Origin of the sequence: uncultured Maribacter sp. (assembly GCF_947495965.1) — a bacterium.
GTDB lineage: Bacteria > Bacteroidota > Bacteroidia > Flavobacteriales > Flavobacteriaceae > Maribacter_B.
Window position 1 is genome coordinate 84008 of sequence record NZ_CANMBB010000002.1, and the last position, 16751, is coordinate 100758.

Consider the following 16751-nt stretch of genomic DNA (forward strand, 5'->3'; position numbering starts at 1 on the left):
GATTATCTTGTTAGTGTGCTATATTGATAAAAGAAATTCTACAGTATCTATATGATCTGCATATTCCCATAATTCTGGCATTTGTGTTTTCCCAAATGCTATTTCCTTTTCGCTAAAATTATTTGCAACAATGCATTGTAATTTGTCTTGTTCTTGCTCTAGGTTAATTTTTAATTCTTCTAAAGAAGTGTAATACTCATAAAACACAGATGCAATAGGGGAGCCGTAGTTAGAATCTTCTTTAAGCATTAAAAAACCATTGTCTAATATTTTAAATTCGCTCATTAAATAAACAGCTTTATTATAGTCGTAATTATTAGCGTATTTATTTTGGTTTATTATTGGATGAAATTTATATACTGCTTTATAAAATTCATCAAAATTATAACCTTCTGGAACAAAAAGTTTAGAAACACTTCTACAGCCTAGACCATAGTAAGTAAATATATCATCTCCTAAAGCAGTTAATTCTTCTGTAGTTTCTTTTCCGGTTAATACAGCTACAGAATTTCTATTTTTTCGAATAATATTAGGGCCTTTACTAAAATAATGCTCAAAGTAACGAGCAGTATTATTACTTCCAGTAGCAATTACCGCATCAAAATTTTCTAACTTTCCATCGGTAAATATTATGTTTTCTTTGAAGCTAGGTTCAATATGAATTAAATATTTTGCAATAAAATTAAATAGTAATTTATCGTTTGATGATAGCTTAACAAGCGCTTTGTTTCCTGTAATTAACACGGTTAAAAAATCATGAAACCCTACTAAAGGAATGTTTCCTGCAAGAATAAGTGCTACAGTTTTAGGAGTGTTTTTTGATAGATCATACCTATTTAACCATTTCTTTATTTTGCTTTCTATTAGTAAATTACCCCAACTTTTTATGCTTAAAAGGACATTTTCTTGTGTAAACCACCCATTATAATGCTTGGCATTATTTACTACTTGTAAAAATTCTTCATTCCAAGATGTATCATTTTCTAAAGAAATAGCGTTATTATTAGCATATTCACAAAACTCTTGGAAGAATACCCCAAGTTTAACAAAAGCTTTTAATCTAACCTTATGGTCTATCATTATATTTGTAAAAGATTTTATTTGGTACTAACTTTGCGCAAAAGTATAGATACTGGGTTTTTGAAACAAGTTAAGAGCAATTAAATTCAGGAAGTAAAGAAAGATATTATGGCAATTATTATAACAGACGAATGTATAAATTGTGGCGCATGTGAGCCAGAATGCCCAAACACTGCTATTTACGAAGGAGCAGATGAGTGGAGATATAACGACGGTACTTCTTTAGAAGGAGATGTTGTTTTACCTAGTGGAAAATCTGTAAATGCAGAAGAAGCCCAAGAACCAATTAGTGATGAAGTGTACTATATAGCTCCAGATAAATGTACAGAATGTATGGGATTTCATGAGGAGCCTCAATGTGCGGCAGTATGTCCTGTAGATTGTTGTATTCCTGATGAGGATAATGTAGAGACCGAGGAAACCCTTTTAGGAAAGCAAAAGTTTATGCATCCTGATGGATAATTAGGAAATATTAATATCTAATTATAAAAATGAATCCTGAGCTTTTAGCTTGGGATTTTTTTATATAAAAAAAATCTATTATTTAAAAAGCCATTTTTTTAAAGTCATTTTTCAGTTTAATTAAAAAATTAATACTTAAAAAGAGAGTATAAAAGACAATTTATGATCTCTTTAATAGTATGAGCAATCATATTTTTTTTGAGAAAAACTAAAATATGCTTTAAAAATGAACAAAATAATAATTCAAGGTATTGAGTTTGATGATAAGTCTTCCTACCAGAAAGGGCCAAAATTAGCTCCTGTGTTAATTAGAGAAGCTCTTAATAGTGGTTCAATGAATTTGTATTCTGAAAAAGGAATTTCAATTGAACATTTGAATATTAAGGATAAGGGGAATTTTGAAATTAATGATTATTTAGATATTGAAAAAATAACTGAGGATCATATTAGTTTAAATGCTAAGATTTTAACACTAGGAGGGGACCATTCTATTACTTATCCCATAATTAAAGCCCACAAAGAAAAATATCCTAAACTAGATATTTTACATATTGATGCTCATTCAGATTTGTATCATTGTTTTGATGGAGACCCTTATTCTCATGCATGCCCATTTGCTAGAATTATGGAAAGTAAATTAGCCGTAAAATTAGTTCAAGTTGGTATAAGAACATTAAATACACATCAAGCGGAACAAGCCCATAAATTTAATGTCGACATCTATCAGATGAGAAACCTTAATTTATCTACCATTCCAAAATTTAAAAACCCATTATATATATCATTAGATATGGATGCTTTTGATCCTGCGTTTGCTCCAGGAGTATCTCATCACGAACCAGGAGGATTAAGCTCTAGACAAGTGATAGAATTAATTCAAAATATAGAAGCAGAAGTTATAGGTGCAGATATTGTTGAATATAACCCTAATAGGGATTTTCAAAACATGACAGCTTTTTTAGCGGCTAAAATGATGAAAGAAATTTTATGCAAAATGATATAATTTATCTATCAATTAATTTAATCAAAACAAAATGAATATGAAAAAAGTATTACTCGTTCTTATATTTCTATCCCTCTTTTTTGGTTGTGAAAAGAGGGAGCAAAAAGCAGATTTTATTATATCAAATGCAACTATATGGACGGGGAATAATAAAGTTCCAAAGGCACAAGCTATGGCGGTGATTAAAGATTCTATAATAGCTATAGGTAATTTAAAACAAGTGAATAAATTTAAAGGAAGGGAAACTAACATAATTGATTTGAATGGTGCGTTTGTAACACCAGGGTTTATAGATTCTCATGTACATTTAATGATGGGAGGTAATGCTCTTTTAAATGTTCAGTTGAGAGATGTAGACACTAAAGAGGAATTTAAAAAAAGAATAAGGGAAGCTGCTAAAAATATGGAACCTGGTGCGTGGATTTTAGAAGGTAATTGGGATCATACACTTTGGGGAGGAGAATTACCAAATAAATCCTGGATTGATGATTATACAAAAGATAACCCAGTTGTGATTTATAGAATGGACGGTCATATGGTTTTAGCAAATTCATTAGCCTTAAAAATTGCAGGAATAAATAAAAATACTCTAGATGTGGAAGGAGGTAAGTTTTTAAAAAATGAAAATGGAGAGCTAACAGGAATCCTTAAGGGGCATGCTATGACAGATTTATTGAACAAAATTCCGGCAATGACAGAAAAACAAAAGGAAACTGCTCTAAAAGCAGCACAAGAATATTTTTTATCTAATGGAGTAACTTCATTACATGATGTAGATAGCCTTGGAACTTATGATGTGGCAGCTAAACTTAAATTTAATAATGACCTTAAAATACGTATCTATACTTTTAACCCATTAAACAGATGGAAAGAATTGCGAACCAATAAAGAGGACAATAAGTGGTTAAAAGATGGAGGGTTGAAAGGATTTGTTGATGGGTCATTAGGTTCGCATACAGCAGCATTTAAAGAAGATTATTCAGACAAGCCTAATGATAAAGGATATTTTATTAATAGTGAAGAAAATTTATATAAATGGGTTCTTGGTGCTGATAAAGCTAATTTACAAGTAACTGTTCACGCTATAGGTGATAAGGCCATACATACCATATTAAATATTTATGAAAGAGTTATTACAGAAAATGGAAAAAAAGATAGGCGCTTTAGAATAGAGCATGCTCAGCATATTGCACCCGAAGATTTAGGTAGATTTGCAAAGTTGGGAGTTATTGCTAGTGTACAACCATATCATGCTATTGATGACGGTCGCTGGGCAGAAGAAGTCATTGGTTCAGAACGTATAAAAACGACTTATGCTTTTAAATCTTTATTAAATAGTAATGCTACAATATGTTTAGGTAGTGACTGGCCAGTAGCACCGACTTCTCCATTATATGGTATTTATGCAGCAACAACTCGAAGAACTTTAGATAATGAAAATGAAAACGGATGGGTTCCAGAACAAAAAATATCAGTAGAAGAAGCATTGTTAGGCTATACTAAATACGCAGCAATTTCGGCTTTCGATGATAAACTTAAAGGAACTTTAGAGGTTGGGAAATTAGCAGACTTTGTAGTTATAAGTGATGACATTACTAAGGTTGACCCCAAAAAAATTAAAGATTTAAAAATTTTACAAACTTATGTTGGAGGAAAAAAAGTTTATGAAAGTAAGTAAGTTGCTCTAAAAGAGGTCGATCGTTATTAAAAATTAAACCATTGAAGCTAACTCTAGTTTTAATGGTTTTTTGCTTATTTATATATAATTAAGTGCTGTTTCATCACTTTTATATATATTATGTTGCTTATAGAGAATTGCTCTATTCTTGTTAGATGTAATAAATTAATTGGTATAAAACTTTTTTGAATTTCTGTATTTTTTAGTTCATTAGAAATAATAATCATTGTGTTGAGAATTTTATTCCTTAGTCTCTCACAAGGTAATTTAATGTTTTGGCAGATGTTTTTTATTCTATGGAAAGCCTCTATTTAGGACAGGACAACTATATAAAATATAAAAAGCGAACAAGCATAAAACTTGTTCGCTTTTATAGAATTAAATTCTAATATGTTTCTTAAAAGTTAAAGCCTAATTTAGCATAGTAATACGATCCTCCGAATCCCATTTGTACAGCCTCCCAGTATCCTCCAGAATCTGTTTCTCCATCATTTTGTTGGTCTGGGTAAACATTAAATAAGTTATTACCACCTACATTTAGTTTTAAATTATCAGATAAATCAAAACCAAAATTTAAATCTACTGTCATTTTAGCTTCAAAAACATCTTCAGTATCTGCAAAATCTATTAAAACAATTTCGCTAAATCTTGTAGCTGCAAGAGAAACATTAAATTTTTCTCTGGTATATCCTAGGTTTAATCCTAGTTTACTATCTGGAGCCGAGGCTAATAAGAAAGATTGGTCTCTATTACTAAAAAAAGTATCTTGATCTAAATTGCCATTATTAATACTTTTAATATCCATATTATTAAAATTCCCTGTAAAAGTAGCAGATACGCTACCCTTATCTAAGTGTTTTTTCCAAGCTAATACCACATCTAAACCTGTAGTTTCTGTATCTGCACCATTAGCAAAAAATTGTGCATTATCTACATTAGGAAGTTGTGGAGCATCAAACGGACTTGTTAGTACAATACGGTCTTTAATATTTATGTAATAACCATCTATAGTTGCATTAAAATTCCCAAAAGAAGCAGTGAAACCTAAACCAGCATTTACTGCTTTTTCTTCATTTAAGGCATTTATACCAAATGAAGCAGTTACTGGACTGTTATTTGGAGATAATAAAGATTCTTGTGCAACCCCTCCATCAAAACTTGTGAACTTTAAGTTGTAATATATTTGTGCTAAAGAAGGAGCTCTAAAACCTGTGCTTACAGAACCTCTAATATTAATATTATCAGATGCTTTTAAACGCATTGCTAATTTTCCATTAAGAGTGCTACCAAAATCACTATAATTTTCATACCTAGCTGCTCCACTTAATAAGAAAGATTCAGAAAAATCTACTTCTGCATCTGCGTACAAAGATAGGTTAGATCTGTTACGGTCTACCTCATTCGCTGGTCCATAACCTGGAAAACCTTGCGACCCACCAGGTCTTAAATTGCCTGTCTCTGGATCTGTTGGTTGCGTTTGTGTAGATGGGTCTGTAATTATAATACCATTTGTATCAAACGTACCATAAGCTGCTTCTTCTCCTGCAAAAATTACAAAATTTTCATTTCTATACTCAGCACCAAAAGCAAAATTAAGTCCGTCTAGAATTTCATCATAATATTTAGAAAAATCTAAGTTTAATGTATTCTGAGTTAAACTATGACCACCTGCATCAAAATCTGTTGGGGAAGACTCTTGTAAAGAAGCATTTAAACTTCCTTTAATAAAGTAATGAAAATTGTTTTTTCCATACGTATTGCTAAAATCTACTTTCCAACCGCTATCTAATTCTGTTCTAAAACCTGCTGAAATAGAATTGTCTAATATTATTGAAGTAATTCTTGGTGTAAACCCATCTGGATAAATACTAGTAACTATTCTTTCGGTTGGGTTATTTCTTGTAAAAGCAAAAGCATCGGTATCTCTATAATTTCTTCCTCCAAAAGCATATATTTCAGATTTATCAGATACTGGCACAGATGCATTAAGCATAAAATTAAATCCTGTTATAGATGCTTCTCCAAAACCTCTTCTAAAACTATAACCCGGACGTAAGGTTTTATTTTTATTAATATATTCTGCTGTCATATTAACATAACCTCCTTTTTCTCCTAAGGCTATACCATAGTTTACTCCAGCTTTTACAGAACCACCATCAAAATTTTTATCGCTTCCAATTTGATTGCCATCTTTATCTGTGTCTAATCTATTGCCGTCTGTATTTGGTGTTCCATCAGGAAAATCACCATCTGCATTTGTATTATATGCACCATAGCTTACAAAACCACTTACTTTATCAATATTATCTTTTAAAACAATATTAATTACACCAGCAATGGCATCAGATCCATATTGTGCAGCAGCACCATCTCTTAAGATTTCTATTCTTTTAATTGCACTGGTAGGTATGGCATTTAAATCTGTACCAGTATTACCTCTACCACGAGTACCAAAAATATTTATTAATGAAGATTGGTGTCTTCTTTTTCCGTTAATTAGTACTAAAGTTTGATCAGGACCTAAACCACGTAAAGAAGCTGGGTCAATATGATCGGCACCATCGGATCCAGATTGTTTATTTGCGTTAAAAGAAGGGGCAGCATACTGTAATAATTGGTTTACTTCTATACTACCACTTTGTGTAGCTATATCAGCTACATCAATAACATCTACTGGAACAGAAGAATCTGTAGCTGTTCTTTTTGGGCTTCTAGAACCTACCACTTGAACTCCGTCTAATTGCATTCCTTCTGTTAGGCTTACATTTAATGAGCTACCATCCGCTATTTTTTCTAAAGTGCCAAAACCTATATAACTAAATACAAGTGTTGCACCTTCAGCTACATCAATTGTATAGTTTCCATCAAAATCTGTAGTAGTTCCATTTGTTGTTCCTTTTTCAACAATATTTACTCCTGCTAAAGGTGACCCAGAGTCATCTGTAACTACTCCTGTTACAGTATTCTGGTAAACTTCTAATATGGGACTAGTCTGGATTATATTAATAGAGCTAGTAGTTATTTTTTTAATTTTTGCTCTTTCTGCTTTTTTTCTATATACTACATAATATTTATTTCCAAGGTACTCAAAATCGAATCTAGTATTTTTTTCGAGTTTTGATATAATTCTATCTAAAACAGAATATTTGTATTCCTCAGGATTTAAAACAGTAGTAGATACTATGGAAGGGTTATACGTAAAGAATACCTCATGTTTAGCACTAATCTCTGTTAATAATTCTGTAAGCGTTATTCGCTTTTTACTTTTCTCGGCAGCATTTGCTTTAAAATTTCCAATAATTAGAAATAAAGCAATACCTACAATAGTAAGCCTTGTTTTGTTCATAATGTTCTTAATTTAGGTTGTTTTCTAGTTGTTGTTAATTATTGTTAATGTATTGTTAGTTTGAATAATTTTTACGTTGGCAGATTTTTCTATTGCTGCTAAGCAAATTTTTAAGTTCTTATTAGGAATACCTCCAGAAATTAATTTTTTTTCTAATTCTTTAGTTTTAAAATTTGTTGAAATACCATAGGTGTATTCCATGTTTTTCATTACTTCCTTTAATGTTAAATTGTTGAAAATATACGTGCCATCTCTCCATAAGCTATAAGGAACTTGTAGGTTTACTTTTTTATGAGTGATGTTTTCTGTGTTTTTTGAAAAAGAAACAAACTCTCCAGGAATCATTTTTTTGGTTATTCCATTATCCAAAACTAAATGAATAGAGCCTTCATCTAAAACAACATCTGTTTTTTCATCTCTAGTGTTTACATGAAAATGCGTGCCGTATACTTCTACTTTTAAATCATTTGTAGTTACCCAAAATTTAGCTTTTGTAGAGGGGATAGGTTTTACTTTAAAATATGCCTCTCCAATTAACTTAATATCTCTAGAGTTTTCTTTATCATAGCTAATAGTAGAATTTCCATTTAAAACAACAGAGGTGCCATCTGGAAGCGTTAAATTAATAATTTCCCCATAGGCGGTTTTATGAACTGTTGTAGTATTATATTGTTGCAATCCTAAGAATAGTCCAATAATTATTAAAATAGTAGCAGCAATACCGTAAGAGATAAATGATTTTTTTTGTTTATAAATGGGTAGCGTTGGTTTTGATTTTAAATGAATACTACTTAATGCTTTTTGTAGTTCTTTATCAATTTTTTTCTCGTCTATTACTGTTTCTTTAAATCTTATTCCTAAAACAAGTGATTTGGCTAATTCTATAGTTTCTATTTGTTCAGGGTTTTTAGAAATCCATGAATTCCAGTATTGTATGTCATTTCTGTTGCTTTTTTTAATCCAGTTAATAAAAGATTGGTCTTCTATTAAATTTTCTAAAAAATGTTGGTCAATGTTTTTCATTAGGTAGCTTTACATTTATATAGAGGGCCAACTTTTAGTTTCATACCCTATTTTTTCTATTTTTTTATTTTTTCAAGATTTCCTTTATATAAAACAAGAAAAGCTGCCTATTAAGGCAGCTTTTAAAAACATTTTTTCCTATTTCTTTTATTTAAGAACTAGGCTTACTCTAGCAAATAAATATCTACCTCCAATACCAAATTGTTGTGCTCTTCTGGACCAATCAAAACGGCCACTACTACGATTGTTAAATGCATCATCGGCACGATCTGGGTAAACATCTAATAAATTATTTGCACCTACAGTAAACGTTAATGCATCTGAAGCTTTATAACCTACAGATAAATCTGTCACTATTTTAGTCCCAAAAACTTGTTGGTTAGCAACTGTAGTTGTCGCTTCAGTAACTTCTCCAAAGTACACATTTCTTAGAAAAATCATAAACTTATTTGATGTTAAACTATTAGATAAGTTTATTTTAGTACGAGGTACGGCTTCTTCTAAATATACTCTACTATCTTCTGGGAAATACGTATCTACTAAACCAGCATTTCTTAGTACTTCCGAAGAGTTTATATCTCCTACTTGTCTTGTTTGGCTAAAAGTACCAGATAAATCAGATTTTAATCTCCAATTCTCTCCTAACTGTGCTTTATGAGTAACAACAATATCTAAACCTTTAGATTCTGTATCTATTGCATTTGCAAAGAAAGATGCTGCCGTTGCATTTGCTTGACTTAATAAGTTGTCTAATTCAGAACCTGTTCCAGGGCCTCTAAATTGCCCAGTATAAACAACTCTATCATTAATTTTTACAAAATAACCATCTATAGTAATTGTAAGGTTAGCATCTGGTAATTTAGTTGTTAAACCTAAACTTGCACTACTAGATGTTTCTTCTTTTAATTGTGGTATTCCAAGTAAGTTAGCAGCTCTACTATCATTTGCAAAAGTACCAACCTCTTGCGGATTTCCATTTTGGTCAAATATTGTAGATGTGGAGTTGAAATTTAATTGGTGTAATGAAGGAGCTCTAAATCCTGTATTAATAGCAGCTCTTAAATTAAAGTTGTCAGAAATTTTATAGCGTGTTGCAAGTTTAAAATTAATAGTAGAACCAAAATCACTGTAGTCTTCGTATCGTGTTGCAAAACTAGCTAAGAATTTTTCTGAAAAGTCAGCTTCAATATCAAAATAACCTGCTACACTGCTACGCCCTCTAGATAATTCATTTGTAGGGCTAAATCCTGGAAAAACTTGAGAACCTCCAGGTCTAGAGTTTCCAAAAAAGTCTTCAGAAGGACTTTGTGATGCTAAAGTTATTCTTTGTCCGTCTGCAGTGTATTGGCTATATGAAGCTTCTTCGCCAGCAAAAATGTCATAATTTTCTACTCTATATTCACCACCAAAGGCAACATTTACACCTGCAAGAGCGTCCTCATAAAATTTGGATATATCTAAATTTGCAGTGTTTTGTGCAAAAGAAAATCCACCTGCATCAAAAACAGTAGGAGAGGAGCTTTGTAATGAGGCGTTAAAAGTGTTTCCAATTGTGTAGAGGAAAGAATTTTTGCCATATGTATTGCTAAAATCAACATCCCACTCACCAACTTTACCTTTTATACCTACTGAAATTGATTTGTCTTTAATTGTAGAATTAATTTCTGGTAAAAAACCGTTAATATAGGCAGGGGTAAAAGTCCTACTTTGGTTTGGTAATCTATAAAAACCAGCAGAATTTCCTGTTCTAGAACTAATTCCACTAAAAGCATAAAGAGTTGTACCGTTATCATCTAATGGTAAAGAAAAATTAGCAAAGAAACGTCCTCCTCGTAGAGCAGATTGCCCTACACGCATATTATAATCACTTCTTTCTTGTCCTCTTGCTGCTAATTCCGAATCTGTAACATCTGCAGAAAGAACACCTCTTAATTCTTCTTTAGTTGTAGCGCCATTTAAATTTATCCCAGCTTGGTTTGCATAATTTATTACATCATTTACATCATCATCTAATAAATCTGTAATGTCATATCCATCAGCACTTGCTACACGTTCTACAGTATTATATGCATTAAAGACTTCTCCATCCCATTCTTTCATTCTGCTATAATCTTGTCTAACATCAAAGTCTCCAGAAAAATTTATGAATCCACCTTTATCACCTATAGGAAGTCCGTAGCTTGCAGAAAAGTTTGTAGTTGCGCCATCTACACCACCTGTTTGGTTGTTTGCATTTTTTGCAAAATTTGCACCTGTTGTTACAGTGGTTGTTAATTCATTTACACTTGTGTTTAAAACAATATTAATTACACCAGCAATAGCATCAGATCCATATTGTGCTGCAGCACCATCTCTTAAAACTTCTATTCTTTTAATTGCAGCTGCAGGTATAGCATTTAAATCTGTACCAACACTACCACGTCCAAAAGTTCCATTAACATTTATTAAGGAAGAAGTGTGTCTTCTTTTTCCATTAATTAATACCAATACTTGGTCTGGTCCTAAACCTCTTAATGATGCTGGATCTATATGATCCGTACCATCTGAAATGGTTTGCGTGTTTGATGTAAAAGAAGGAGCAACATAGTTAAGAATTTGATTTAAATTAACTTGTGGAGCTACTGAGTTTAAAGTTTTAACGTCTATAACATCTACCGGAACCGTACTTTCTGTAGCTGTCCTATTTGGGTTTCTAGATCCAATAACAATTGCTTCTGCTAATTCTACACCAGAAACTAAAGTTATATTCATGGTAGAACTGTTTACTGTTTTTTCTTGTGTTGTAAACCCTATATAGGATATAACTAGTACATCTCCTATAGAAGCATCTAAACTATAATTACCATCAAAATCTGTAGTAGTTCCTTTACTAGTACCCTTTATGATTATAGAGGCTCCAGGTAAAGGCTCTCCAGAATCATCTGTAATGGTTCCAGAAATTGCTTGTTGGAATTCTAAATTGTGTAATAAAGTTTTAGAACTTTTCTTTGATGCTTGGCTTTCTATAGTTAGCATAGAAAATAAGCTAAAGAATAAAACATTTAAAAGTTTCATTTTTTTCATAATGTAATTTTTTTTGAGAGTTAGTTACTGAATAATAAATATAGGTTATTTCTTACAAATATATTGTACTAAGAAGTAAGAGATTTAAATTAAATTATAACCCTATATATTATAAGAGCAATAAAAAATTATTTATACCCTATTTTTAACTAGGTATTTATAATATTTTGAATTAATCTAGATTCGGACTTGTTTCTAAGCTTTGTAAAGGCTTTTTGTAAAGTATTAAGAACACTCTGGTAAGTTATGTCCATTACATCAGCTATTTCTTTTGTATTTAAATTACTATAGTATTTTAAATAAATAGCTTCTCTTTCTCTTGCAGATAAAGAGTTTAATAATTTTAGAAGTATAGCAGATTTTAATTTAAACGTTTCTTGTTTACTACTTAACTCCTCTATAGACAAAGAAAAATTAGACTCTAAGATACTTGAGTCATCGTATGTGGTATACTTACGTTCTTTTTTTAAGTTGTTTAATAAATTTCTTCGGTAAGATATAAACAAGTATGCTTTTATATTAGACACCTTACCTATTGTATGTCTATGTTCATGTAAATAGACAAAGAAACTTTGTAGAGAGTCTTCTGTTAATTCTGTGTTGCCAGATATTTTTAGACCATAATTATACAACATAGGATAAAAATGCTTAAATAAACTAGAAAAAGCATTTAAATCTCCCTCAATAAATAAATACCACAAAGATTTTTCAGTTGAAATTTCCATATGTTTTTGAGTAGTTGTTAATCAAATATATACTTTTTGGATTAAAAAAATACATAATTATCATTAAATAGCAACTTTTTGTTGTAAAAATAATAATTCATTAATTAAATTTAGTAATCCTAATAATACCATTGTTTATTTTATCAATATGTATTACAGAAGTAAAAACTATATTTGCAGCGTTTAAAAATTAATTTACATGAAAGCAGGTATAGTAGGTCTACCAAACGTAGGAAAATCAACTCTTTTTAATTGTTTATCTAATGCAAAAGCACAGAGTGCAAATTTTCCATTTTGTACAATAGAGCCAAATATTGGAGTAGTAAATGTTCCAGATACTAGGCTTCAGAAATTAGAAGAATTGGTAAATCCAGAGCGTGTATTGCCTGCTACTGTAGATATTGTAGATATTGCTGGTTTAGTAAAAGGGGCTAGTAAAGGAGAAGGACTTGGAAATCAATTTTTAGGAAATATTAGAGAGACCGATGCTATTCTTCATGTTTTGCGTTGTTTTGATAATGATAATATTGTACACGTAGATGGTTCTGTAGATCCTATTAGAGATAAGGAAACTATAGATATGGAGTTGCAGTTAAAAGATTTAGAGACTGTAGATAAAAAATTAGAAAAAGTAAAAAAAGCTTCTAGAACAGGGAATAAAGATGCTCAAAAAGAAGAGGCTGTTTTGGTTGCTATAAAAACAGGATTAGAATCTGGAACTTCAGTAAGAGCAATAGAAATAAGTGAAGACGATAGAGTAGAGTTTGTGAAACCTTTACAGTTTATAACGGATAAACCAGTTTTGTATGTATGTAATGTAGATGAAGATGCTGCTGTTTCTGGTAATGCTTATGTAGAAAAAGTAAAAGAAAATGTAGCTGTAGAAAATGCAGAAGTTATTGTATTGGCTGTTGGTACTGAGGCTGATATTACGGAGTTAGAAACTTATGAAGAACGACAAATGTTTTTAGAAGATTTAGGGTTAGATGAGCCTGGTTCTGCTAAACTTATTCGTGGCGCTTATAAATTATTAAACCTAGAAACTTATTTTACAGCTGGAGAAAAAGAGGTTCGCGCTTGGACCATTCCGGTAGGGGCAACTGCTCCGCAAGCAGCAGGAGTAATACATACTGATTTTGAGAAAGGATTTATTAGAGCAGAAGTTATTGGGTATGAGGATTATGCTACTTACGGTAGTGAGGCAAAAGTAAAAGAAGCTGGTAAAATGCGAGTTGAAGGTAAAGAATATATTGTAAAGGACGGCGATGTTATGCATTTTCGTTTTAACGTATAGTAGTTTTTGCTACATGTAAAAAAAGGCATTAAAAACATCGGTTTTTAATGCCTTTTTTTTAAGAAAATTATTCGTTTATCTATTTTGAACATTGTATTTAGGTTAGTTACTTAAATTTACTTTTATATAAGTAGTCTAGTTTAGCGGTATGTTTAAAACCTCTTCAAAAACTACTATTGGTATTATTTATGCCATTTTAGGAATATTATTATTCTCTGCAAAAGCAGTATTAGTAAAATTAGCATATGGGTATTCTATAGACCATTTAACTTTGCTTTTGTTTAGAATGGTATTTGCTTTACCATTTTATGTGGTTATAGCGTACAAGTACAAGAATTCTAAAAGTGTTACCATAAGCACTAAAGACTATTTATGGTTATTCTTATTTGGTTTTTTAGGGTATTATTTAGCAAGCTTATTTGATTTTATTGGGTTACAATACATTAAAGCTGGCTTAGAAAGAATTATCCTATTTATATATCCAACCATTGTGGTTTTGCTTTCTTGGTTGTTTTTTAAGAAAAAACTATCTACGCAACAATCTTTGGCTATTTTTATTACGTATGTAGGGGTTCTTATTACTTTTTGGGATGAAATAGGTTTAGAGGGGACTTCGGTATATAAAGGAGCTTTTTTAATCTTTTTAAGTGCAATTACTTATGCTTCTTATTTGGTGGGTAGCGGTTGGTTAATTCCTAAATTTGGAGTGCTCCGTTTTACCGCTAATGCTATGATAGTATCTACGTTTTGTGTTGTGGTTCATTTTTTAATTCAAGGGGATTATGCCATTTTTAGCTATCCAAAAGAAGTGTATTTTATTAGTGCTGTAATGGCAATTTTTTGCACTTTAATTCCGTCTTTTTTAGTCTCTTCTGCAATAGAAAAACTTGGGGCAAATACCTTTTCAATTTTTGGAAGTTTAGGTCCAGTTTCTACTATAGTTTTGGCTTTTATTTTTTTAGAGGAACGTATTTCATTACTACAAATAGTTGGGATGTTAATCGTAATTGGTGGCGTGTCTATAATTTCAAAGAAAAAAGAGAAATAAATAGTGAAAAACTACCTGTTTTGTCTCTTTTTTCAATGAAATACCTATTCTATCAACAAAAACTCTTTTTTTATTGTTAATTACTTTAGTCGTTAAGGGTTTTATTTTTTTTAAACTCGTGCTATATTAGCAACACTTTCGAATAAATCGCAATATATGGCTGAAAACACACAATATACCGAAGATAATATACGCTCCCTAGACTGGAAAGAACATATTCGTATGCGTCCAGGTATGTATATTGGTAAATTGGGTGATGGTTCTTCTGCAGATGACGGTATTTATATTCTCTTAAAAGAAGTTATAGATAACTGTATTGATGAGTTTGTTATGGGGGCTGGTAAAACCATTGAAATATCAATTAAAGATAAATTGGTAAATGTTAGGGATTATGGTCGTGGTATTCCATTAGGAAAAGTTGTAGACGTAGTTTCTAAAATGAACACTGGTGGTAAATATGATTCTAGAGCCTTTAAAAAATCAGTAGGTTTAAATGGTGTTGGTACCAAAGCGGTAAATGCTTTGTCTAGTTTTTTTAAAGTACAATCTTCTAGAGATAGTCAATTAAAAACAGCAGAGTTTAGTCAGGGTAATTTAATGCAAGAAGAGGGGCCTTCCGAAACCTCGCAACGTAAGGGTACAAAAGTATCTTTTATACCAGATGAGTTAATTTTTAAAAACTTTAAATATCGTAATGAGTATGTAGAGCGCATGCTTAAAAATTATGTGTATTTAAACCCAGGTTTAACTATTGTTTTTAATGGAGAAAAGTTTCATTCCGAAAACGGTCTTAAAGACCTTTTAGAAGATAATAACAATGTAGAGGATATGCTGTATCCTGTTATTCATTTAAAAGGGAATGATATAGAAGTAGCTATTACGCATAGTAAAACTCAATATAGCGAGGAGTACCATTCTTTTGTAAACGGACAAAATACTACCCAAGGAGGTACACACCAAGCAGCATTTAGAGAAGCCATTGTAAAAACAGTCCGTGATTTTTATAGTAAAAGTTATGAGGCATCAGATATTCGAAAATCTATTATTTCGGCAATATCTATAAAAGTAATGGAGCCAGTTTTTGAGAGTCAGACAAAAACAAAACTTGGTTCTACAGATATGGGAGGAGAATTACCTACCGTACGTACCTATATAAATGACTTTGTTGGTAAATATTTAGATAATTACCTTCATAAAAATACAGAAACCGCAGAGCTTTTACAACGTAAAATTGTACAAGCAGAACGTGAACGAAAAGAACTTTCTGGAATACGTAAACTTGCAAAAGACCGTGCTAAGAAAGCTAGTTTGCACAATAAAAAACTTAGAGATTGCCGTATACATTTGGGAGATACTAAGAAAGACAGATGTTTGGAAAGTACACTCTTTATTACCGAGGGAGATTCTGCATCTGGTTCTATTACAAAATCTAGAGATGTAAATACACAAGCTGTTTTTAGTTTAAAGGGAAAGCCTTTAAATTCTTACGGAATGTCTAAAAAAGTGGTGTATGAGAATGAAGAATTTAACCTGTTACAAGCCGCATTGAACATAGAGGAATCTATGGAAGATTTACGATATAACAATATTGTAATTGCTACTGATGCCGATGTAGATGGTATGCATATTCGTCTTTTATTAATAACTTTCTTTTTACAGTTTTTTCCAGAGCTTATAAAAGAAAATCATTTGTATATTTTACAAACGCCATTGTTTAGAGTTCGTAATAAGAAAGAAACTATCTACTGTTATAGCGAAGAAGAAAGACGAAATGCAATTGAGAAATTAACAGGAAAACCAGAAATTACCCGATTTAAAGGTTTGGGAGAAATATCGCCAGATGAGTTTGTGCATTTTATTGGAGAGGATATTCGTCTAGAACCTGTAATGTTAGATAAAGCAATGTCTATAGAGAGTCTATTGCAATTCTACATGGGGAAAAACACACCAGACAGGCAAAAGTTTATCATAGAGAATCTTAAGGTAGAGATTGATTTAGTAGAGGAAAAGTAATAATAAATAAAAATAC

11 protein-coding genes are annotated in these 16751 nt (G+C 31.3%); 6 read left to right on the forward strand and 5 right to left on the reverse strand.

All coding sequences use genetic code 11. The annotated features are described in order from the left end of the window. Positions 1-18: 18 nt before the first annotated feature. Positions 19-1080, reverse strand: coding sequence for an acyl-CoA reductase (locus Q0820_RS04745; RefSeq protein ID WP_298485604.1), 1062 nt, complete (start codon positions 1078-1080; stop codon positions 19-21). Positions 1081-1188: 108 nt separating this feature from the next. Between Q0820_RS04745 and Q0820_RS04750 the strand changes: the two genes are divergently transcribed. From Q0820_RS04750 to Q0820_RS04760, 3 genes are all read left to right on the forward strand, one after another. Next, the gene (locus Q0820_RS04750) at positions 1189-1542 is read left to right on the forward strand and encodes a 4Fe-4S dicluster domain-containing protein (protein WP_298485606.1); all 354 of its coding nucleotides are present in this window, start codon (positions 1189-1191) and stop codon (positions 1540-1542) included. Positions 1543-1768: 226 nt separating this feature from the next. Further along, positions 1769-2545, forward strand: a complete 777-nt coding sequence (speB, locus tag Q0820_RS04755) for an agmatinase (RefSeq protein ID WP_298485608.1) — start codon at positions 1769-1771, stop codon at positions 2543-2545. A 37-nt stretch (positions 2546-2582) separates the two neighbouring features. Beyond that, complete coding sequence (locus Q0820_RS04760) at positions 2583-4223, forward strand: amidohydrolase (protein WP_298485610.1); 1641 nt, start codon at positions 2583-2585, stop codon at positions 4221-4223. A gap of 397 nt (positions 4224-4620) precedes the next feature. Here the strand turns inward: Q0820_RS04760 and Q0820_RS04765 are convergent, their stop codons facing one another. From Q0820_RS04765 to Q0820_RS04780, 4 genes are all read right to left on the reverse strand, one after another. Further along, a complete protein-coding gene (locus Q0820_RS04765) occupies positions 4621-7569 on the reverse strand; it encodes a TonB-dependent receptor (RefSeq protein WP_298485612.1) in 2949 nt (982 codons plus the stop codon). Positions 7570-7593: 24 nt separating this feature from the next. Beyond that, entirely contained in the window at positions 7594-8592 is a 999-nt protein-coding gene (locus Q0820_RS04770; RefSeq protein WP_298485614.1) for a FecR family protein, read from the reverse strand. A gap of 147 nt (positions 8593-8739) precedes the next feature. Then, the gene (locus Q0820_RS04775; protein WP_298485615.1) at positions 8740-11655 is read right to left on the reverse strand and encodes a TonB-dependent receptor; all 2916 of its coding nucleotides are present in this window, start codon (positions 11653-11655) and stop codon (positions 8740-8742) included. A gap of 149 nt (positions 11656-11804) precedes the next feature. Continuing rightward, the gene (locus Q0820_RS04780; RefSeq protein WP_298485617.1) at positions 11805-12380 is read right to left on the reverse strand and encodes a sigma-70 family RNA polymerase sigma factor; all 576 of its coding nucleotides are present in this window, start codon (positions 12378-12380) and stop codon (positions 11805-11807) included. A gap of 199 nt (positions 12381-12579) precedes the next feature. On the opposite strand from Q0820_RS04780, the gene ychF reads away from it, so the two are divergent. From ychF to Q0820_RS04795, 3 genes are all read left to right on the forward strand, one after another. Beyond that, on the forward strand, positions 12580-13674 hold the full coding sequence (ychF, locus tag Q0820_RS04785) for a redox-regulated ATPase YchF (protein WP_298485619.1): 1095 nt from the start codon (positions 12580-12582) through the stop codon (positions 13672-13674). Positions 13675-13822: 148 nt separating this feature from the next. Further along, complete coding sequence (locus tag Q0820_RS04790) at positions 13823-14722, forward strand: DMT family transporter (RefSeq protein ID WP_298485620.1); 900 nt, start codon at positions 13823-13825, stop codon at positions 14720-14722. Positions 14723-14878: 156 nt separating this feature from the next. Then, entirely contained in the window at positions 14879-16735 is a 1857-nt protein-coding gene (locus Q0820_RS04795) for a DNA topoisomerase IV subunit B (RefSeq protein WP_298485622.1), read from the forward strand. The last annotated feature ends 16 nt before the right edge of the window (positions 16736-16751 follow it).